This is a genomic window from Pseudoalteromonas sp. TAE56 (assembly GCF_000497955.1).
In the GTDB taxonomy this organism is placed as follows: Bacteria; Pseudomonadota; Gammaproteobacteria; order Enterobacterales; family Alteromonadaceae; genus Pseudoalteromonas.
In genome coordinates, this window is the sequence record NZ_AUTN01000104.1 from 1 (window position 1) to 21774 (window position 21774).

The 21774-nt window shown below is 34.6% G+C and carries 18 protein-coding genes and 1 pseudogene; 17 read left to right on the plus strand and 2 right to left on the minus strand.

Translation table 11 applies throughout. The features are described 5' to 3' along the window. The 17 genes from L656_RS0111500 to L656_RS0111580 all read left to right on the plus strand — a co-directional run. Positions 1-673: O-antigen ligase family protein (locus L656_RS0111500; protein WP_024599318.1), on the plus strand; the 673-nt coding region annotated here is incomplete at its 5' end. Further along, positions 670-1632 carry an NAD-dependent epimerase/dehydratase family protein gene (locus L656_RS0111505; protein WP_024599319.1) on the plus strand — a complete coding sequence of 321 codons (963 nt, stop codon included), beginning with the start codon at positions 670-672 and terminating at the stop codon, positions 1630-1632. The genes L656_RS0111500 and L656_RS0111505, both read left to right, overlap by 4 nt. Continuing rightward, the gene (locus L656_RS0111510) at positions 1629-2612 is read left to right on the plus strand and encodes a glycosyltransferase family 2 protein (RefSeq protein ID WP_024599320.1); all 984 of its coding nucleotides are present in this window, start codon (positions 1629-1631) and stop codon (positions 2610-2612) included. The genes L656_RS0111505 and L656_RS0111510 overlap by 4 nt, the downstream gene beginning before the upstream one ends. After that, positions 2612-3508 (plus strand): glycosyltransferase family 2 protein, encoded by an 897-nt coding sequence (locus tag L656_RS0111515; protein WP_024599321.1) that lies wholly within the window; start codon positions 2612-2614, stop codon positions 3506-3508. Before L656_RS0111510 ends, L656_RS0111515 begins: the two co-directional genes overlap by 1 nt. Positions 3509-3511: 3 nt before the next feature. Beyond that, a complete protein-coding gene (locus L656_RS0111520; protein WP_024599322.1) occupies positions 3512-4336 on the plus strand; it encodes a glycoside hydrolase family 16 protein in 825 nt (274 codons plus the stop codon). A 30-nt stretch (positions 4337-4366) separates the two neighbouring features. Further along, the gene (locus L656_RS0111525; RefSeq protein WP_050581864.1) at positions 4367-5320 is read left to right on the plus strand and encodes a glycosyltransferase family 2 protein; all 954 of its coding nucleotides are present in this window, start codon (positions 4367-4369) and stop codon (positions 5318-5320) included. Continuing rightward, the gene (locus tag L656_RS0111530; RefSeq protein ID WP_024599324.1) at positions 5320-6798 is read left to right on the plus strand and encodes an oligosaccharide flippase family protein; all 1479 of its coding nucleotides are present in this window, start codon (positions 5320-5322) and stop codon (positions 6796-6798) included. The genes L656_RS0111525 and L656_RS0111530 overlap by 1 nt, the downstream gene beginning before the upstream one ends. Before the next feature lies 1 nt (position 6799). Beyond that, positions 6800-7684 carry a polysaccharide pyruvyl transferase family protein gene (locus tag L656_RS0111535; RefSeq protein ID WP_024599325.1) on the plus strand — a complete coding sequence of 295 codons (885 nt, stop codon included), beginning with the start codon at positions 6800-6802 and terminating at the stop codon, positions 7682-7684. A gap of 87 nt (positions 7685-7771) precedes the next feature. Next, complete coding sequence (locus tag L656_RS0111540) at positions 7772-8785, plus strand: glycosyltransferase family A protein (protein WP_024599326.1); 1014 nt, start codon at positions 7772-7774, stop codon at positions 8783-8785. 517 nt (positions 8786-9302) lie between these two features. Further along, positions 9303-10226, plus strand: coding sequence for a glycosyltransferase family 2 protein (locus L656_RS0111545; protein ID WP_029750772.1), 924 nt, complete (start codon positions 9303-9305; stop codon positions 10224-10226). A gap of 174 nt (positions 10227-10400) precedes the next feature. Further along, positions 10401-11444: an acyltransferase family protein gene (locus L656_RS0111550; RefSeq protein WP_024599327.1), complete on the plus strand. Its 1044-nt coding sequence runs from the start codon at positions 10401-10403 to the stop codon at positions 11442-11444. Between the two features lie 228 nt (positions 11445-11672). Next, complete coding sequence (locus tag L656_RS0111555) at positions 11673-13076, plus strand: undecaprenyl-phosphate glucose phosphotransferase (protein ID WP_024599328.1); 1404 nt, start codon at positions 11673-11675, stop codon at positions 13074-13076. Further along, the gene (locus tag L656_RS0111560) at positions 13060-14274 is read left to right on the plus strand and encodes an outer membrane beta-barrel protein (protein ID WP_024599329.1); all 1215 of its coding nucleotides are present in this window, start codon (positions 13060-13062) and stop codon (positions 14272-14274) included. The genes L656_RS0111555 and L656_RS0111560 overlap by 17 nt, the downstream gene beginning before the upstream one ends. Next, positions 14274-14792 carry a polysaccharide biosynthesis/export family protein gene (locus tag L656_RS0111565; RefSeq protein ID WP_024599330.1) on the plus strand — a complete coding sequence of 173 codons (519 nt, stop codon included), beginning with the start codon at positions 14274-14276 and terminating at the stop codon, positions 14790-14792. Before L656_RS0111560 ends, L656_RS0111565 begins: the two co-directional genes overlap by 1 nt. A gap of 22 nt (positions 14793-14814) precedes the next feature. Then, positions 14815-17022, plus strand: coding sequence for a GumC family protein (locus L656_RS0111570; protein WP_024599331.1), 2208 nt, complete (start codon positions 14815-14817; stop codon positions 17020-17022). A 14-nt stretch (positions 17023-17036) separates the two neighbouring features. Next, positions 17037-17765 (plus strand): tyrosine-protein phosphatase, encoded by a 729-nt coding sequence (locus L656_RS0111575; protein WP_024599332.1) that lies wholly within the window; start codon positions 17037-17039, stop codon positions 17763-17765. After that, positions 17758-18459 (plus strand): VpsP family polysaccharide biosynthesis protein, encoded by a 702-nt coding sequence (locus tag L656_RS0111580; protein WP_024599333.1) that lies wholly within the window; start codon positions 17758-17760, stop codon positions 18457-18459. Before L656_RS0111575 ends, L656_RS0111580 begins: the two co-directional genes overlap by 8 nt. Before the next feature lie 417 nt (positions 18460-18876). Here L656_RS0111580 and yebU read toward each other — a convergent pair. Both yebU and L656_RS0111590 read right to left on the minus strand, forming a co-directional pair. After that, positions 18877-19580: pseudogene (gene yebU, locus L656_RS01000000122210) on the minus strand (16S rRNA (cytosine(1407)-C(5))-methyltransferase RsmF); the annotation flags it as partial. Between the two features lie 125 nt (positions 19581-19705). Then, positions 19706-21637 (minus strand): acyltransferase family protein, encoded by a 1932-nt coding sequence (locus L656_RS0111590; RefSeq protein ID WP_024599336.1) that lies wholly within the window; start codon positions 21635-21637, stop codon positions 19706-19708. Positions 21638-21774 lie beyond the last annotated feature (137 nt).

Below are 21774 nucleotides of genomic sequence, written 5' to 3' on the forward strand. Positions count from 1 at the left end.
ATTGATTAAATCTAAAAGCTTAGGAGCCACTGTAACAACTCTCTTAGTAGTTTCACTATCTCTGTTTTTTATAGTCTATCAAAAAATCAACTTAACAAGATTAATCAGAAGTAATTTAAATTGGCTGATGATACTCCTCCTACTTTCGCTAATTGCTGCCATTGTATACATTGGTAATTCAAGCCAATTTGATAATTTCATGTATGAAGTTGGGAAAGATCCGACGTTGACCGGTCGCACATTCATATGGCTAAGGGGAATAGAAAATATCCACGATAATCCAATTCTAGGAACTGGTTACGAGAGCATATTTTACGTAGGCAACCCATTAGCTGAGGAAATTTGGGAGTTTGCCCATGTCCCATCTGGCGCAGGTTTCCATTTTCATAACATGTACATAGACATGACTGTGCAATTGGGCATGTTAGGTGGGTTGATATTTCTAATTTTACTAGCTGCTTTTTTTCGCTCGTTTATTAACAATAAAAATTTAAAATTCGGCAATAAAGAAGGATTTGCATTAATGATTTTTTTATTTATGTTTATGCAAACATTTCTTGAGGCCGGGTGGTTTTCTCAATTTACAATCTCACATTTTGTTACATGTGCAGCGTGGGTTTATTTAAAGCAAACAACTGAATTAAAATCTATAAAACTAAGGTGGAATGTATGAGTGGCGTGATTGTGTTTGGTGGTTCGGGTTTTGTTGGTACACACCTAATAAAGAGGCTAGTCGAAGACAATATATCACCGATTTATTCAATAGATATAAAGCCACCTAAAGTAAGCTTAAGTGGGGTAGAGTATGTTAATGCTGATGTTAGAGATTTACACGATCTTGATTTAAGCTCCGCAAATATTAGTACTATATACAATTTTGCAGCCATACATACTACGCCTGGTCATGAACATCATGAATACTACGAAACTAATATTTTAGGTGCTAATGAGGTTACAAAGTTCGCCGAGGCTAATGAGATAAAAGAAATTATATTTACGAGCTCTATATCTGTATATGGTCCAAGCGAGCAAAGAAAAACTGAAGCATCATTACCAAAACCAGTCTCTTCGTACGGTTTTTCTAAAATGATGGCAGAGCAAATTCACCGAGCATGGCATCATCGTAATAAAAATTCAAAATTGATAGTCGTTAGGCCAGCAGTTGTTTTTGGACCAGGGGAGGGGGGGAATTTTACTCGCTTAGCAGGTTTATTAAATAAGGGCTTCTTTATTTACCCAGGAAGAAAAGACACAATTAAGTCATGTATTTATGTTAATGATTTACTATATTCGATAGAGCATGCGCGTAATAAAGGTGCTAGTTATATTTTATTTAATGGCGCTTATGCGAATCGCTATACTTTAGAGGATATAGTATGTGCCTTTCAACAGGAACACTTCCCTAAAGCGAAAACAATGTTATTTCCAAAGAGTGTTATGCTGGCTGGAGCGTCATTATTAAAAGCAATTAACTTTTTAGACATTGGAATTCACCCAGAACGAATTCTAAAGTTAATCAATTCAACAGATGTATATCCTCAATGGCTTGAAGATGAAGGATTGCTATTCGATAAAGGCCTTCAAAATGCTCTCTCACTATGGAATAAAGAAACTAACGGGAGCTTTAAGTGAGTAAGCTAAATATCCTAGTGGTGATACCCTGTTTAAATGAAGCAGCACACATAGGTAAATTGTTAGATCAGTTAATCAGTGAGTCACCACAACTTATTGTAGTTGCTGATGGTGGAAGTACCGATGAAACGGTAGATATTGTTAACCGGTACTGTGAAAGTTATTCAAATATAAAATTAATCAAAAACAATAAAAAAATTCAAAGTGCTGGGATCAATTTAGCGGTCGAAAAATTTGGCGATGGGTTTAAGTATTTTGTCAGAATTGATGCACACGGCGAATATCCATCAGATTTCTTAGACACACTCTATAAAGATGCATTAGTTACTAAAGCTGATTCTGTAGTGGTTAGTATGGATACATACGGTGAAAGAGGTTTTCAAAAGGCAGCTGCATATGCACAAAACTCTAAGCTCGGAAATGGTGGCTCTTCTCATCGCAACGATAGCAGTGAAGGAAGATGGGTTGATCATGGACATCATGCATTAATGAGTATTAAAGCTTTCCATGATGTAAATGGATATGATGAGAGCTTTGTTGCAAATGAAGATGCTGAACTAGATTTTAGGCTGAGCTCTGCTGGCTATAAAATATGGCTGTCAGGGAAAACGAACATGAAATATTTCCCTCGAGATTCTTTTAAGCGTCTATTTGTTCAGTACTACAGGTATGGAATTGGACGAGCTAGTAATGCCCTCAAGCATAAGCAAATCCCGAAAGTCCGCCAACTGATCCCTCTGTCTGTATTTCCTTGTTTATTACTATGTCTACTTGCGCCTATTAGCTCAGTATTTTTAATTCCTTTTATTGTCTGGTTTAGTGTATGTGTCTTTTATGGGGTTTTTATAGCTGTTAAAAGCTGTTCAGTGACTGTTTTGTTGTCAGGCTTTATAGCAGCTACTATGCATTTCGGATGGTCAGTAGGCTTTTGTAAAAAACTAGTTACTTATCCGTTTACTACCACTGAAGGTGCGTCATAATGCCAGTAATTACTATCGCAATATGTACTTACAAACGTATTGAGATTAAAAAAACACTCGAGTCTCTTTCTAAGCAAATATTAAAAGATAATATATGCATTAAGATCTTAGTTGCTGATAATGATGTTGATCCAACTATGCGTGATAAAATTGAAGGCTTTGCGGATAATTTAGGTTTAGATTTAACTTATGTTCACGCACCTTTTCGCAACATATCTATAGCGCGAAACGCATGCTTAAGTAATTGTAAAACTAAGTGGCTAGCATTTATAGACGATGATGAAACTGTGTCTGATACTTGGATATCAGAATTATATAAAACAGCCATAAATAAGAAGGCTGATATTGTTCTAGGACCAGTTGTATCAATATATGCGGATAATACACCGTATTGGATTGTCAAAAATAATTTTCATGCTACAAAAGCTGTTTTTGTAAATGGTGTGATCGAAACGGGCTACACATGCAATACGCTTCTGGATTTAGAATCTATATGCATTAAAGATATGAAATTTGATTTAGGGCTTGGTCGAAGTGGTGGGGAAGATACTGACTACTTCTCAAGAGCTTTTAAAAAAGGAGCAAATTTGCAGTATAGTCCCAATGCGATTGTTTATGAGCCTGTAACTGCAGCTAGAGCAACGTTAAGCTGGTTGATAAAACGTAAGTTTAGGATGGGACAAACTTATGCTCCGACTCAGTATTCTGAAGATAGTAGTAAAATTTATATTACTAAGTTCATTATTAAAGCACTTTCAAAGTTTACCTTCTGTTTCATTATGGCGTTGTTAACTTGCCTTAGTCCTGTTAAGCGATATAGCTGGATACTTAGAGGTTGTTTTCACTTTGGTGTTTTAACCAAATTAACTGGCATGAAAAATATTGAGCTCTATTAATATATGTTTATTAAACTATGTAGATTATCTATTCTTATTAATGTTTTCATTTGTTCTTTTAATGTTTTTTCGTCTGAACGTAATCTAATTTGGAATGACGAGTTTAATTATAATGGCCTGCCAAACTCAGCTAAATGGTCATATGAAGAAGGTTATATACGAAATGGTGAAGTGCAGCGCTATAACAAAGAAAACAAAACAAATAGCAGGGTAGAAAATGGGCATTTAATCATTGAGGCTCACCATAAGCCTACCCAAAGGGCGCAAAATTTGTGGCAATCGCTTTTTGAAGAGCAACCGAAAGATACATATACATCGGCAAGCTTAACTACAAAGCATCTACCAGGCTGGTCTCATGGTAGAGTAGAGGTGAGAGCTAAGCTTCCTCAAGGGCGAGGTTTATGGCCTGCTATTTGGTTGCTCGGAAGCAATATTAAAGATGTTGGATGGCCGATGGCTGGCGAGATTGACATCATGGAGTATGTTGGATTTAAGCCTGATATTATCCATTCAGCAATTCATACAGGTGAACGAAACTACAGAAAAAATAATCATGCTAAGAGTTATCAAAGAGCTGATGATCTCTCTCATGATTTTCATGTTTATAGTGTTGAGCGTTCATTAGATAGAATAGATTTTTATATAGACGAAGTATTACATTACAGTTATCAAAAGGAAGGTAGTTCCGTGAGTTATTGGCCATTTGATAAGCCAATGTATCTTATTATTAACTTAGCTGTAGGTGGTAGTTGGGGTGGTCAAAAGGGGATTGATAATTCTATTTTTCCACAAAAATTTATAATAGATTACGTAAGAGTTTATGAATAATTGCCTAGCGATAAAAATTCAAGGATGAAGATGCCTAATAATCAAACTGTAGCTGTCATTATAGCTGCTTATAATGCCGAGAAAACGTTAGAAAGAGCAATCGAATCAAGTGTTGATGACGAACAAGTTTCACAAATCATTGTCGTGGATGACTGTTCAATTGATAAAACACTGGAAATAGCATTAAGATACGAAAGCTTACACGACAAAGTTTCGGTGCACTCCACTGGTATTAATAGTGGCCCGTCTAAAGCTCGAAACATTGCATTAAAGCATTGCTCTTGTGATTGGGTAACGGTATTAGACTCTGATGATTTTATAGAAAAAGGACGTTATCAAAAGTTATTAGCTAACAGTGACGGCTATCAATTAGTAGGCGATGATCAATATAGAGTTATCGAGGGGCAGCCACTAGCCACAAAAACTAAAATGATGGGAGAAAGTCAGTGCTTTCCATGTGAAATCACGTTATCTGAGTTTATTGTTTCTAATATCAGTAAAAAAGGTAAAAAGCGTCAAGAGTTAGGTTTTATAAAACCAATTATAAAGCGTGATTTTCTAATAAAACACAATCTTAGTTATCAAGAAAATATGCGCTTAGGTGAAGATTACGAACTATATTGCCGCTGCTTGGCATTGGGGGCAAAATTAAAGCTTATTGAAGCCTGCGGCTATGTTGCACTGGTACGTGCAAACTCTTTATCCGGTAATCATAGTTTACACGATTTAATACAACTGCGAGATTGTGACTATAAAATGGCGGTATCATTGCCCGTAACAGTTGAGGAATCTCAGTTATTGAGGTTACATGCAGATAGTATCAATTTTAAAATTCAATGGATAGAGTTTTATACCTCATTGAAAAAGAGAAAAATAGTCCCAAGTTTAAAAGCATTATTTAATTCTTTTTCATCTTTTATCCATATTATTGCTCAGTTAAAAAGTGAATTTATAAAACGCTTTCTTAAGAGAGCCACTAATTAATGAAGCATTCATCTAAAGGAATTTTGTGGCTCTTTTTTAGTAAGTTTTTTCCGCCTGTTATTAACTTTGCTGTTTTTGCTTATACAGCGCGCATACTTGCCCCTGAAGACTTTGGTTTAGTGGCATTGGCACTAGCGATTATTTTTATCGTCAGTAGCTTTATGCCATCGGGTTGGCGTGATGCTATTATTAAATACCAAATTGAAGATAAACTTATAATCAGCAGTATTTTTTGGTTAAATTTGGCTGTTTCGCTGCTTATATCAGCTATTATTATCGGCTTTTCTTTTTTTTCATTCTTTGAATTTCAATCCCGAACCTTTAATTTAGCTCTTTCTATATTTTGTTTAAAACTAATTTTTGATGGATTATTCTATACATTAAATATAGTTTTATTAAAGCAGCAGTTATATTCCCTAATTGCGCTGCGCACAATTTTCTCATCGGTGATATCTGCAGCTATTATTATTGGACTGCTGTTACTAGATTTTGGCGTTTGGGCTTTAATTTGGGCACAAGCTATTTTGTCTATTGCTAACTTTTTTGCTGTATACTTACCCACAAGGAAGCTTGTTACTTTTCAGTTCTCATTTGCAAGCATAGTACAGCTAAATAGCTTTGCTGCTTATTCCACGCTTACGAATGGGGTTACTTCAATATTAGATCATTATGAATCAGTGATAATTGGTGCCGTGCTAGGTAAGCGAGAGCTTGGTTTTTATAATGTCGCTAAACGGTTTTCTAAAATTATTAGTGATATCTTTATTGGTACTGTAAGCGAAATTAGTTTTCCTCTTTTGGCTAAAAAACAAGAAGAAATGATAGAGTTTCGTAAGGCTTTTATGAACTCTGTTTACTTTTCGGTGCTGATTTTATTTCCTCTATTTACCTTTTGTTTTATTAATAGCGAAAAAATATTTTTACTACTATTTACCGAAAAATGGCTAAATGCATCGGTTGCTTTTCAAGCTTTTTGCATCATCTTTGCTTTCATTATTTTAGGCATACCACAAAAGAATGTTATTGTACTAAGTAATCACGCTAAGTGGTGGTTTCAACTGCAGGTTAAACTCTCGTTTATTATTGTCCCCCTAACAGCAGCAAGCGCATTTTTGGGATTAAATGCATTACTTATCATGCTAATACTTGGTAAGTGTTTGTACTGTTCATTATCGCTGTGGAAGTCATGTCAGATATTATCGCTTGATGTCAAAAAGTATATAGTTAGTTTTATAGTACCCTTAATTTGTTGCATTGTTACGGCAATTACAACCTCATTAATAACTCAGTTTATTCCCCCATTAAAATTTATATTGGTAGATATTACGATATCTGCCACCATCTTTTTTATAATTTACCTGACTCAAATGTTCTTATTCGATAGAAAAAAAATAGTCAGCATTGGCTTAGTATTATTGCCAAATAATCAGCATTTAAACAAGCTTGCAAAAAATATTAATAATCAGGAACTCCATTAACATGAAACTTACTTTTTACAAAGGCGATATTCCCAATTTCGGTGATGACTTAAATAACATTATGTGGGATGCATTACTCGCTCCAGGCTTTCTTGATGACAATGAAGACGAGCTTTTTTTAGGCGTTGGCTCTATTTTATGGGACTTTTTACCTAAAAAACCTAAAAAAATTGTTATGGGGTCTGGGTACGGCGGATATTCAGGAAAACCAAATGTACACGACGGAAGTTGGGATGTTGCTTTTGTTCGCGGCCCAAGAACAGCCAAGGCACTGAATTTAGACCCTAACTTAGCTATTACTGATGCAGCTATTTTAACGCGTTTTATGAACTTACCGGCTCAGACTAAAAAATACAAAGTAAGCTTTATGCCTCATTGGGAAAGTATTCCCCGCGGTAACTGGCAGAGTGTATGTAAACAAGCGGGAATTAATTATATAGACCCAACAGATCCAGATGTAATGCGTTCGTTACAAGCGATACAACAAACTGAATTACTTGTAACAGAGGCGATGCATGGGGCTATTTTAGCAGATACTTTGCGAGTGCCATGGCTTGCATTAGAGCCTATTTTTCCAAGACATAGAAATAAATGGTTTGATTGGTCAGAATCAATGTCAATTGATCTTAAATTTAATACCACACCAAGTTCTTCAATTAAAGACTTTTGGTCACATAAAACAGGTAACCAAGGTATGGGAAATCGAAGTGTTCAACTGGGTAAATTATTAAGTTTTACTGATTCGTACTTTATAGATAATGCTGCTGAAAAGCTTTTAATGCTTGCTAAAAGTCACGGGCAAATGAGTAGCGATAATACCTTTATAGATAAGTCAGAGATGGCGTTAGAAAAATTATCTCAGTATTGCAAAATCAACAGTTTATAGTAATAAATGACCCGAATTTATGTACAACGTTGTAGTTAAAGAATGAAATAAGATTTTTGCAATATAAATGTAAAATAGGAAAGTATTATGTTTAAGTATCATGTTGGTGTAGTTATACCTTTTTATCAACGGGAATCAGGTATATTAGCTAAAGCATTGCTTTCAATAGCGGCGCAAGAAGTTAAAAAAACAAAATTTACTGTTGTGATTGTTGATGATGGTTCGCCCGTACCTGCAGACAAAGAGCTTGCTTCAATTCAATTGCCAGATAATTGTCAAATAGAATTAATCAAACAAAAAAATGCGGGGCCAGCAGTTGCGAGGAATACTGCGTTAGATTATTTGCAAAAAAATAAAATAGATACCGTTGCATTTTTAGATTCTGATGATGTTTGGAACAAGCATCATGTTTCAGAAGCCTTATCAGCATTGTCAGCTGGAGCAGGTTTTTATTTTTGTAATCATAGCCGCTTTAATACAGCTCTATCATGGTTTGAATCATTGAACTGTTTCAAAGAGTGGAACGATATGCTTATTGAATATAATATTAAATTCAGTTCAGATAAGAATTTAGCTGAATTATCAGGAGCTAATTGTTTTAAACTATTTATTAGAGAATATTTAAGTCAAACATCTTGTATTGTTTACGATTTTAAATCATTGTCAGATAAGCGTTTTGATCCTTCATTAGTAAGTGCTGGAGAGGATTTTTTTCTTTGGCTACATTTAGTGCGTAGTTGCGAAAAAGTTATTTTCTCATTAAGTAAAAATGTTCACTGCGGAGCAGGAGTAAACATTTATTTTGATTCATTCGATTGGAATAAACTCTCATCTTCGACCCAGCATGGGTATCATTTTATTTTGTATAAAATGATACTTTCTTCATTTCCGTTACAAAAAAGCGAATATGCTTTGATTAAGCAATCTGCAGATCACCATTTAAATCTTTATTCTTATTTAATGTTGAAGCACTTAATTACTAGAGTAGGTTTTAACAGAGGATTAGCAGTATCTATTTTAAAAAGATTTCCAGGAGCGATGTTTCTCATACCATTTCGCTTTATTAGGGCTTATATGAATAGAAAGATATTAGAAAAATAATTGGCAGTGAAATAAGGGTGGTAAAAAGTTGTTTTCACTTCGAGCACAGGCGATTTTAATGAGGCAGATAATCACCTCCTAGCTAGAATGCAAAGACTAATACAAATAGGATTAGACTTATATATTAAGTCTATAAAGTAATAATGTTGCATTTGGGCATAAATTAGCGATACTTCCTGAGATCAACGACCTCATTCTATCAAAATGCAGCTGCATCTCATGAGCATGCAATAGCAAATGATTCAGCAATAAAATGGGGGCGCTGATGCTGAGTTATTGTATTAGTTAACAAATCAGGTGGTAAGTTTATATGGAGGTTACCGGATATTGTTCGTGAGTGTATAGTCAAAAGTCGATTATCGATTAATTGGGCTTAGTTAGAAACGTTTTTACTTTGCGATTTCATTTAAAAGTTCAACACTTAATTCTTTGTGATTTATCTGACTGAGTTAGCTTTTTATGGCTTATTCAGCAAAGGCCTAGTTAGCAAAAATATATAATTTATTTAGGATTTATAATGTCAAACACTATTGATGTTTCGGTTGTTATTGCAGCATGGAATGCTCAAAATTTTATATTAACCTCTATTAACTCTGCTTTGTCGCAAAAAGGGGTTTCGATAGAGGTTATAGTCGTTGATGACGCATCAACGGATGATACGTGTGATGTGGTTGAATCAATAAGTGATTCACGTGTTAAGTTGTTGCGCTCCAGAATAAATGGCGGGCCAGGCGCTGCGAGAAATATTGGATTTGCTACAGCTAAAGGTAAATGGATTGCTGTGTTAGATTCTGATGATTATATGAACCAAAACAGATTGCAAAACATGCTAAGCAAGGCGCCCACTGGAGCCGATGTTTTAATCGACAACTTTTGTGAATTAAGCAGTGATGGTGCTATTTCAGGTCCTTTTTACTCGAGCACTGAACTACCATTAGGTAAACTAAATTTATCTTTTCTTATAAAAACTAATTTAGTCTTCACCAAAGTGAAATCGACAGGTTATGTTAAGCCGCTGTTTAAAAATGAGTTTGTAAAAAATCACAGTATTAAATACTGGCCTGAAGTAAAGATAGGCGAAGATTATTATTTTTTAGCAAGCTGTTTAGCAAGGGGGGCAAATGCAGAGGTCCTTAATGAGGCCGGCTATGTTTATACTGTACGAGACGGGTCAATTTCAAGTAAATTAGAAATAGATCATATTGATAAATTATTGAACTTCGATAAAAAGTTTATCAGGGAATATCATTTGTCTGATTTAGAGACATCTGCACTAAAAATTCGTAATAAAAATTTAAAACGTGCTTTTCATTATTTAGTGCTTATTGAGCAGATTAAAGCACGAAGAATATTACCTGCGCTGCTTAACATAATTTGCAATCTACCAAGTGCTTTGTTGCTTATTCTTCCAATTAAGAAAAGATTATTATTTTGGAAGTGATTAAATTTGGGGAAATAGCTAAAAAAACATTCAGATATTAAGTTTATTATTAATGATGTAATAAACTTCTATATTGTTAACCCTCTTACTGTAAAGCTTAATTATGATAGTTCCTTTAAAATTAAGCTGTGCATTAAAACTTGCAGTAAGTTTATAAACTCTTGGATCATTACAATGGAAGTTACATTAAAAAAAAGAATAATTTGGGTTGATGCTTTAAAAGGGATTACTGTTTTATTGGTTGCTTTTCATCATGCGTTGCTATCATTCACTGCATTGTACGGTTCTTCAACATATATTGTTTTTACCTTAGTAGACAAGGTTAATTATATACTTAGTTTTGCAAGGATACCGGCTTTTTTTTTAGCAGCTGGCCTAGTTATGGCATCTATAACAGGTAGCAAATCTAAGTGGTTTTTAACTAAGAGATTGCCGCTCATGTTGTGGGTGATAATATTATGGACAGTTATTTCATTAACTTTTGAAATAATTGGTTTTAATTTGTATCCTTGGAGCAATTACCCATCTTTTCCTCGAGGGTATATCTTTCCAGTACCTTTTGGTAATCTTTGGTTTGTTTATGCTTTACTTGCATTAAGTGCTTATGCTGTCGTGATTAGTCGATTTTCCTTACCTGTACAGTTAGTTTTTACTCTATTAACATCCTTTGCTATTCACCTATTCTTAGGCTTATATAGTTTTGAATTTGAAATAAGTAATATGCTTTTTTATAATCTTGCTTATCAAGGTATACCTTTTTTTGTGGCTGGTTTTTTATTTAAGACTTTTGTAGTGGAGATGTTAGATAACCAAAAAGTAGTTGTGGTTGTTATGGCCTTATCTTTACTTTTCATGTTTGTTTTTAAAGGTAATGTAATGGATTCGGTGGGGTACTCAGTTTTGCTAGTTAAGTATATTCCGATGACTTTGCTTTTTGTAGGCTTTGTGGTATTAATTTCTAAAATAGGGTTTATAAATCATTTGTTCGTTAATATTGGCAAGAATTCTCTTGAATTTTTTATTTTACACCAGTTTTTTATAGCTTTATTTTTTAACTATTATAGTTTGGAAAGCTTTGGCTATGTCACTCATTTTTTACTTTCCATAACAACCCCAATATTTGTATGTTTAATCTTCATTTTTACGTTTAAGCCCTATATCAAACCTCTATTTAATTTACCTAAGTCTGTGTCGTATTTAGGTCAAAAATGGTTGTAGCTTTGGCGAGAATGAAGGTTAGTAGGGAGTGAAAATGTTTACTTTGTTAATAAATGTTTATTTTGTTTAAATTGGTTTCTGTCATTTGATTAATGATACTTTTCTACTTAATATTATTGCATATATTGCTTAACCTATTATTGTATACTCCAATACGATGCTGTAATATTTAACTACAGTTTTGTGGAGCTTAATTCACTCATTAAGATATCTATAGGGATACATAGTATGACATCTTCAAGGACGTTTAAGCCTACAGGTTCGTCTGATGCTAATTTTTACCGTTTATTCGATATTTTTGCATTGTTTATAGCCTTTCAATGTTCTGCTTTATTTTATAGCTTTGAGCTTACACCCACTTACATGGTTGCAGTTTTAACCGTTGCTTTAAGTTTTTTGTATTGTGCGGAAATATTTTCGGCTTATCGCTCGTGGCGTGCAGGTAAGTTTAGAACCATGGTTCTATGTGCTTGGGGCTCTTTATTCGCTGCGTTTGCTGTTTTATTTTTTGTGTCATTCGCTTTTAAATTTACTGATGAGCTTTCTCGTATTGGTTTAGGTTTATGGTTTTTACTAAGTTTTGCCTTCATGTATAGCTGGAGGGTAGTTACCTATTTATTTAAACGAAACAGAAGAAAGTTAGGAATAAATTTACGTAATGTTGCAATTGTTGGCGCTACAGAATCTGCAGTACATTTATATAATGAAATTAATAAAAACGATGAATTAGGTTTTAAGTTTTTAGGCTTTTATGATGATCGTAAACCCGAACGTTTATTTGAAAATTCAACAAAACATGATGTTGCCGGTAAAGTTCAAGATGCTGTGAATGCTGCTCGAAACGGTGAGATAGGCGTTTTATATATTGCACTCCCTATGAAGGCAGATAAACGTATAGCTGATATATTATTGCAGCTTGGTGACACTACTGTTGATGTACATATTATACCTGATTTTTTAATGTCTAATTTAATACATGCCCGTATTGAGCATGTGGGTGAGCTTGATACTTTAAGTGTATTTGAGTCACCATTTATTGGTGCTCGTGAGTTTATAAAACGTACTGAAGATATTATAGTAGCTGCTTTAATATTGATATTGATTTCGCCTATTCTTATTGCAATTGCATTTGCTGTTAAATTCACTTCTAAAGGCCCTGTGATTTTTAAACAAGATAGGTACGGATTAGATGGGCGAAAAATTAAGGTTTGGAAATTCCGCTCAATGAGTGTTACCGAAAACAGTGCAGTGGTTACACAAGCCAAAAAGAATGATGCGCGCATTACACCACTGGGTGGCTTTTTACGCCGCACAAGCCTTGATGAGTTACCGCAATTTATAAATGTTTTAAAAGGCGATATGTCTATTGTAGGTCCACGCCCGCACGCTGTAGCCCATAATGAGGAATACCGTAAAAAGGTAGAGTTTTACATGTTACGCCATAAAGCTAAGCCAGGAATTACAGGTTGGGCGCAAATAAACGGCTGGCGTGGTGAAACTGATACTCTAGATAAAATGGAAAAACGTGTAGAATTTGATTTACATTATATTAAGCATTGGTCGCTATGGTTTGATATAGAAATTATTTTTATGACAATTTTTAAAGGATTTAAGAATGCAAATGCATACTAAAACACTAGCCCCTATTTTTGCTATGTTAAGTGTTGGGTTTGCAGCTCCCGTAGCTGCAAATTTAAAGCCAGGTAGCGTTATGACTAAGGATGGCGCTGAAATTACGCCGACTTTACAAACGGGCATTAGTAGTAATAATAACTTTTTTACCACACCTGAAAACAAAGAGTCGCGTTTGATTTGGACTATTAAGCCTAATGTAAAAGCCGTTATTGAAAATGGTCCTGACAGTTACAAACTTGATTTAGGTACGAGCAGCTCTTTACATAATAAAGATAGCGCTGACAATTTTACCCAAGTTAATATTGGTGCTGGTGTACATAAAGAGTTTACTAGTCAACATCGTTTAGATATTAACGGTGATGCAGATTGGTTATACGAGCCGCGTGGTAGCGGTTTAACCGAAGGCTTAGGTGATGCAGTAAATGAACTTGTAAAATATCAGCAACAAAATGTTTTAGTGCGCTACGAATACGGTGCACAAAGCTCAAAAGCTCAAGTTGCTCTAAAAGCTGGTTTTTTTAGTAAAAAATATCAAAACTTTAGAGAAGTATCGCAATATCGTGATTACGATAAATCGTTAGTTAGTGTAACTGGTTACTATAACACCCAAGCATCTACTCGTACATTTTTAGAAGTTAAGCAAGAAAACTATCGTTACGATTTTTTACAAACTAATGGTATTTCACGTGATAGTGATGATGTAAAAATACTACTTGGTATGGAGTGGGAGGCAACAGCGGTTACATCTGGCTCGTTTAAATTAGGTTATCAAAATAAAGACTTTAGCGCTAATGAGCGCCAGAATTTTAGCGGCTTAAGCTGGGAAGCAGGAGTTAACTGGCAACCACTTAGTTATTCTACCGTGCAATTTACAACTAGCCGCGCGGCTAAAGATCCTTTGGTCCAGGGTGATTACATTAAAGAAAGTACATATGGTGTTAATTGGACTCACAACTGGAGTGACTATTTAAGCTCACTTGCTGGTATTAATTACACTAACGAACAATACACTGGAGATGTAGGCCGTAAAGATAAATCTAAAAGTGCTCGTTTAGGTTTAAACTACGTTGCTAGTAATTTTGGTATGGTTTCTACTTACGTCGATTTTATTGATAAAGATTCTACTCAAAGCGCAATAGAGTTTGACCGCGTTATTGTTGGTGTTAATTTTACATTTGCTTTAAAGGCTAATTAATGAAGTTTATTTTTAGTTTAACGCTGCTAGTTTTAAGCAGCGTTTGCTTTGCTCAAACAGCACAAAGTTATATTTTAGGTGCTGGCGATAAGGTTGAAATAAAAGTGTTTGGCCAACCTGATTTAGAGGTTACTGCACTTTTAGGTAATAGTGGTGAGGTTAATTACCCATTTTTAGGTAAAGTTAAACTAGCTGGGCTTAATATTTCAGAGGTTGAACAAGTTATAATACGAGGCCTACAACCTGATTATCTTATAAACCCCAACGTATACGTTCAGGTTATTGAATACCGTCCTTTTTATATTCACGGTGAAGTAAAAAACCCTGGTGCTTATTCTTATCAGCCTGCTATGACAGTTAACCAAGCTATTGCACTAGCGGGTGGATTAACTGAACGTGCCTCGGTAGATAAAATTTATATTTTTAAAGAGCAAACTAAACAGCAGCAACAAAAAGGTAATTTAAATAGCCAGATTGCAGCGGGCGATACCATAAAAATAGAACAACGCTTGTTTTAAGCAGTTTACAAGGCAGTAATTAATGAACCAAATAAATGAAACTCTAACCAATAATGAAGACATTATTGATTTAAGTGCATATATTAATGTAATTAAACGCGCCAAATGGCGTATTTTGGGTTTTTCGATCGTTGTTACATTACTAACTATTATGGTTGCTTTAACCTTAGCACCTAAATATATTGCAACGGCTACTTTACTTATTGAGGCAGAGCAAACTAAGGCTGTAAGCTTTCAAGAAATATACGGTTTAGACTCTACTAAAAAGGAGTATTACCTTACTCAGTTTGAAGTAATGAAGTCTGACAGTATTGCCCGTGAGGTAATTACCAAACTTAATTTAAAAGCACATCCAGACTTCATTGGGAAACCATCTGTTTTAGGTGAACTGAAAACAGCTATAAAAGAGAAACTCCCTTTTTTAAATAAAAAAGAAAAAACTGTATATTCATCTGAGGATCAAGCTGATCGTGAAATGCTTGGCTTGTTAGGCGCTTTTAAATCCCGTCTTTCAGTTTCGCCTATTCGTAATACTCAGCTAGTTATGATTAGTTTTGAATCAAGCGATCCTAAATTAGCTGCACTTGTAGCTAACACAGTTGGTGAGGTTTATATTAATAGCCAAATGCGCGCAAAAATGGGTATTACTCAACAAGCATCTAGTTGGCTAAATACACGCTTATCGCAATTGCGAATTCAGCTTGATGACTCAGAAGTGCGCCTGCAAGCTTATCGAGAGCAGCAAAAGCTAGTAGATATTGAAGGTATAGCAGGGCTTGCTACGCAAGAGCTTGAACAGATATCGCAGCAGTTAATTGTTGCACGTAATGAAAAAAACAACCTTGAGAGTATTAACCGTGTAATAAGTGAATATGGTAATAATAACTTAGAGCTTTTAGGCAGCATGCCTGAAATTACATCACACCAAGTTATACAAAACGTAAAGCGTGAAGTCGTTATAGTAGAACGCAAATTAAGTGACTTAGGTGAAGTGTATGGGCCTAAACACCCGAAAATTATCTCGGCTAAAGCTGAGCTTGCTACTGTAAAAAATAATTTAAATAAGCAAATTAAGGGTCTTATTACTGGCATTGAAAAAGAGCTAAACCGTATAACACGCACTGTAAGTGCGCTTGAGCGTGACCTAGTTAAAATTCGTGCTGAATATCAAGATATTACTCGTAAAGAAACCCAATATAACCAACTAAAACGAGAAGTTGAGACTAATCGTAATATTTTTAATACGTTTTTATCTCGCTCAAAAGAGACCGAAGTAACAAGCGATTTTAGCTCGGCGGCAGCACGCTTTACGGATCGTGCCTATGCACCAAATCAACCAGCGAAGCCGAATAAAAAGCTTATTGTTATTTTAGCTTTTGTGGCAAGTTTTGGTTTTGCAGTAGTAATGAGCTTTATATTCGACGCCCTTAACGACACTGTTAAAACCAAAAATGACGTTGAAAGTAAGCTTGCCCAGCGTATGATTGGCTTATTACCACATGTACCAATGCCTAAGAAGAGTGTTTTTCCGATTCACGCATATCTTGATGACAATTACAGGCGTTTTGCAGAGTCAGTACGTACGTTCAGAACTAGTTTGCTATTAACTCAGTTAGAGCGCAATCATAAAGTAATCGCTGTTACATCAAGTGCTCCGGGTGAGGGTAAAACAACGACCTCAGCTAATTTAGCTATGTCGCTTGCGCAAATGGGTAAAGTATTGCTAATTGATGCTGATTTACGAAAACCCAGTATTGCTAAGCGCTTTGATATTCCGGTATTTCACCCAGGGTTAAGTAATTTAATTGTAGGCACAGAGCAGTTAAGTGAGTGTATACATGTTGATGTGCAGTCAGGCGTAACTATTATGCCAAGTGGTCAGATTCCTAGTAACCCGTTAGAGCTTTTATCTAACGCGCGCTTTAATGAAGTAATTGATGGCTTGAAAGCTCAATATGACCATATAATTATAGATACACCACCAACACAAGCCGTGAGTGATGCGTTAGTTGTTGCGCAAAGTACAGACTCGGTAATTTATGTTGTTAAGTCTGATATTACGCGAATTAAACCTATTAAAGCGGGTATTGAGCGCTTGTTTGAATCTAAAGCTCATGTTGCAGGTATTGTGCTTAACCAAGTAGATATGAATAAAAGTAAAGACGAGCACAGCCATGGTTATTACGATTATTACGATTACTCGCAAAAACCTGAACAACCTAATGCATAGTTAAATGCCAATCTATGATTGATATTCATTCCCATATTTTGCCAGGCATTGATGATGGTGCTAAAGATTTAAATGAATCTTTAGCACTATTAACTATTGCACAAAATGATGGTATAACTCATATGGTTGCCACGCCACATATACATATTGGACGATTTAATAACTCGGCCTCGCAATTGTATAGCGAGCTTGCTAATTTAAAAGCACAGGCATTAGTAAATAATATTGGTATTAAACTAGCTGTGGCCGCTGAAGTTAGGCTTGATGTAGAGCTAATGAGTTTAGTGCTTAGTAATAAACTCCCGTTTATTGGTACGCTTAATTCAGTAAATTATTTATTATTAGAACTCCCGCATTCGCATGTCCCCCAAGGCTACGATAAGTTTATAAATTGGCTAGCTAAACAAAATATAAAAGTAATTATTCCTCACCCTGAGCGTAATCGCGATATTCAAGCTAACCCTTTTTATATTGAGCGTTTAAAACAATTAGGTTGTGAGTTTCAATTAACGGCTTCAAGCATTGAAGGTGCATGGGGCGAAACTGCAAAAAATATTAGTATAGATATGCTAAAAAACGGTTTAGTAACCTATGTTGCATCTGATGCACATTCAGTTAAGCGCAGGCCGCCTATTTTGAGTAAAGCTAAGCAAATAGTGAGCGAGTTAATAGGTGAAAATAAAGCACATGATTTATTTTTTACTAATTCACAGCGATTAACAGAGTCTTTATTTAATGAATAATTTAAATATGAAACGACTTACTCAGATAATTTTGCTTGCAGTTATTACTTTAATTATAAGCTATCAAAGCTTACAAAGTATGCGCGCAAATACATGGTACTTTAATGCGCTCAATATTTTAAAGCAGCCGGTTAGCTTAATTACTTCTGAAGAGCTAGAACTTGCAGATAAGGCAATTACATATGCAACAAGCCAAGACCCTTTACAGCCTCATTACTGGCAGTTAAGTGCATACATAAAAACGCACAATCTATCAGTAACTAGCGAGAAAAATAACAATAAGCTTTTGGTTTATCAACAAGCGGAAAAAGATTTATTAAAATCATTAGAGTTAAGGCAAACATGGTCAGAAACGTGGATTGCACTGGCACAAGTAGTTAGTTATCAAGAAGGGCCGACAGAGCGCGTATACGAGTATATTCAGCAGGCTAAAAAATTCGGGCCGTACAAGCTTGATGTGCAGCTTGGTATTATTCAAATAGCGCTAATGAACTGGCAGCAACTCCCTCCAAAGTATAAAGCATTGTATGTTGCTGAATTAAATTTAGCCGTTAAATATGGTTATAAATTTTATCAAGTTTTTGATGTTGCTAAGCAAGTTGATGCTTTGCCTATTTTATGTCTATCGCTTAAGTTTGGCTCTCACTTTGAACCGCTTAGAGCTAGCTTGATGTTTAAAAAACATTGTAACTAGGTAGGTTTCGAATGCGTTAAGTTTGTTTACGTTAAAGTTAAAGTGAAAACCAATTGCACAAAGAGAAGTGAATGAGGAGTAAATGAGTAGACAACAAGTAAGCTATTCACGAATCGATAGATAACTCTCTAAAAGCGCAGCGTCTCATAACCTCTTTGTGAATATTTGTTTTATTGGTAAAAGCTGAACTGTTATTATACGGCGTAAAAAATTGCCCAGAGGTTAAAAACCTCTGGGCTATAAATTGACTCTAAATTGAGCCTAGCGTTAACTAAAACACTTTCTTGGTTCATTAGGGAGAAGAAGAAAGTACTTTAAAGTGTAGTAAAGCTACTCAATAAAGCATAACTAATTTTGCCACCTGGTTACATTTGATAACAAAGGATTAGATTAATTATGTGAAATTTGTACTTTAGTTTAACCCCAACTTATTAACTGCGTATTTTGCACTAGATCTCGTAGTAGTGAATTTTTGATCTTATTTTTTTGCCATTTCCCAAGCCTAATAGGGCAACCACACAGTGTTAATACTACTTCACCAATTGTTTGAGTTGTTTCAGTTAAGCGTATATCTTTATCTTGAAAATAATCATTCGCTTGCTCGTTATTTAAAGCAAATATATTAGTTTTACACTCATTACCAAATACGGTTGCAAATTCGTGGGTGAGCCTTACGCCATTTTTATGGATGATGCCAATTTGAATGCCTAAGCGTGCGTACTTAATCTTATTTTTTATGGCTTCAAACCCTTCAGGGAACAACCATAGTTCTTTATCACGCTGCATTAAATTACCTGGCAGGGTAGTTATCCCAAAGTGTTTTTTAAGCGATTGCATAAACGCGACGCTTTGTTTTTTATCAAACTCGTAAAATGGGAATGCACCTTTTTAACTGTTTGATTTGGGTTATTGCAACTTGCGTGCTTTTTAAATTTAGCAATAAAAAAAGTCTTCGCTATCGAATGTTTGAGCCATACATGTAAATAGCCTTCACTTGTGGTGGCTTTACCAACACCTTCAAATAAATCATTTAGTGACTCAAGCGCCACCTGACTTTAATGCATAAAAAGCGCTTTTAATTAAGTCTTTTGAACTTGGACAATTTGTGTGTTTAGTTCTAATAACTAATTTTTAAGAGTATTGCGCTAACTAAAAGATTTCGAAATCTTTGGGTGAAGTAGAAAGTTATGTATTTTAATATGTGCACTAATTTATTAAGTATATTAAATTGTAAGATGTACCTAAATTAAAATTCACTATTAAACACTTCATTAAACATAGGTGTAAGGAGTTTATTACCAAATTCACTTAAATGATCTCCATCGAAATAAATTGGTCTATTATTTATTTCAGCTATACACTTATTATTTTTACACAAATACTTCGTTGGATCTAAAGTTTTAACTTGTTTTCCTTTGGCTAAGTCATTGATTATATCTAAAATGTATTTATTTCTATCTAAATATAAACTGTATTTTATTGAGAGATCATCACCTTTTATATTCATGAGTAAATTTTTAGTCAGTGTTTTAGGTATATTTTTTCTCATTTCAGGTATTGGTTGCAATATGTAGACAGGGTGATTTTTAACTAATTCATCAAAGGTCAATTTTAAATTTTCTTTAAACTCTTTATAGAGTGAATGTGTAAATTTATCCTGTGGTTTTGTAAAATAAATTGATGGCTTTTTATCCAGTGCATTATTGATTCTTTTTGGGTTTGTTTGTCCGTATAAATATACACCAGTTCTTGCTACCCAGAATACAGGTACAGAGTGATAATTTTCTTTTAAGAATTTACTTCTTTTATTATTTTCTTTGTAGCATTCATCGCCGCTTTTAGTTGATAACGCATTTAAAATAAACGGGCAAGCTGATTTAGTAATAGCAATTATCCCCTCATTATCTAAGTTAAAAATAGTTGATAGTGAAGTTGTAATAGCTTCAGCGTGACTATCGCCAATAATAATAGCTTTAACATTCGATTTATTTCCGATATGGCAAATTAGTTCTGTCGAATTAATACAATTATAGGGATTCATATTGGTAGCTTCGTTACTTGCTGTTATAACTTCTTTAGAGTAGTGGTGTTCTGCACCGTTTGTAATGTAGATTAAACCACTCAGAAACCCAACTAATATGGTTGCTTGTATAGGCTTATGTGTGAACGCATCACCGAAGCTATTCAAGGCATTTTTAAATTTTAACTTCTCTATAAAATTACAACTCAAGTACCCTAAAATTACTGATGAAATAATACCTATATATATGAAGTTTTTACTTAATGAAAAGTAAGCGATAGCTACTACTAATGGCCAATGCCAAAGGTAGATTGAATAAGACCAAGCCCCTATTTTTTGAAAAATTAAGTTTCCAGTGATAAAGCTGTTTTTTGAATTCGCTTGTATTATTAGAAAAGCTCCTAATACTGGAAATATTGCCAAATAGCCCGGCCACGGTGTTTCCTTTGTAACAAAGAAATATGAGCCTAAAATAAATAAAACACCAATGATTTCTATCACTTTATTTTGTTTGTTCCCAAGCCTACTAGGATATAGATAAGCCACTCCACCAATCATCATTTCCCAAGCTCGAGATGGAAATAAGTAATATGATGCATTAGGCCATTTGTAAGTAGCCAATACACAGAAAAAAAACCCTATTACGGTGCCAAATAAAAGCATCCTTTTGGTCATTTTAAGTGATAATACTTTGCTTGAAAGTACTAAAAGAATTGGGTAAATAATGTAGAACTGCCATTCAACAGAAAGAGACCATGTATGAAGAAGCCATTTTTCATGTGATGAGGAGTCAAAATAGCCCGATTCTAACCAGTAAATGTTATTGGATACGAAACTTATGCTGCTAACTGTATGCTTGCTTAGAGCTTTGTAATCAGTTGGAGATAAGTAGAACCAACCGAAGACTAATAGTATTATACAGAGAAGAGCAAGTGCAGGAATAATTCTATTTGCGCGTGCAACATAGAACCTTAAAATAGAAAATTTTTGTTGTTCTAATCCTTTAAATATTATCCCTGTCATTAAAAAACCAGAGATAACAAAAAATACATCTACACCTGCAAATCCACCAGGCATCCAAGATGAGTTAAAATGAAATAAAACAACAGCAATAACTGCTATGGCTCTTAAGCCATTAATATCTTCCCTGAACTGCAAACTATTATTCCTTATTTGATATAGATTCTTTGTAAATGAGACCTAGTAATAACGCTAGTAAATTAATGAACATTAATTTTATGTACTGGCCCAACTATGTACAAAGCTCATTTAGATACTTTGCTATTATATGGTTA